The following is a 644-nucleotide window of genomic DNA, read 5'->3' as shown; positions in this document are numbered from 1 at the left end:
GCCGCTGATCGTGCCGGCGAAGGTGCTGCTGCCGTTGCTCAGGGTGAGGTTGTTCGTGCCCAGGCTGACGTTGCCGTTGCCCGACAGCGAGACGATCGACGCACCGCCGGCCGCGGCACTGATGTCGAATGTGCTGTTGTCGACGATGTTGCTGGAGTGGGAGATGCCTCCCGTGCCGGCGAGAGCCAGCGTGCCCGCACTGATCGTGGTCGTGCCCGTGTAGATGTTGTTTCCGCTCAGCGTGAGCGTGCCGTTGCCTGACTGCGACAGCGTGCCCGGGCCGCTGACGACGTTGCCGAAGGTAACGGCATCGGAACGGTCGAAAGCCAGCGTGCCGTTGTCGGTGACATCGCCCACGATCGAGCCCGTGGTGCCGCCATTGCCGAGCTGCAGCGTGCCGGCGCCGATCGTGGTGCCGCCCGTGTAGGTGCTGGCGCCGGTCAGCGTCAGCGTGCCGTAATCGGTCTTGACCAGGCCGTCGCTACCGGTCAGCACGTTGTCGACGATGGCGACATAGCCGGCCCCGCCACTGCTGCCGTCACCGACCCGGATCGCGGGAGCGATGCTGCCGTTGGCGACCAGGGTCAGCGCGTTCCCGTCCAGCACATAGCCGTTGGTCGCGAACTGCATGCCGGTCGTACTCA

The 644-nt window shown here is 66.9% G+C and carries 1 protein-coding gene; it reads right to left on the bottom strand.

Annotated elements, in window-relative coordinates:
• The coding region (locus ACFPPA_RS19055) for an autotransporter-associated beta strand repeat-containing protein (protein WP_377322846.1) at positions 1 to 630 on the bottom strand (630 nt) is incomplete at its 3' end.
• Positions 631 to 644: the final 14 nt, after the last annotated feature.

The sequence above is a fragment of the Rhodanobacter ginsengisoli genome, from assembly GCF_042657065.1.
Lineage (GTDB): Bacteria > Pseudomonadota > Gammaproteobacteria > Xanthomonadales > Rhodanobacteraceae > Rhodanobacter > Rhodanobacter ginsengisoli.
The sequence above is the reverse complement of the archived record's forward strand: the minus strand, read 5'-3'. Positions and strand labels throughout refer to the sequence as shown.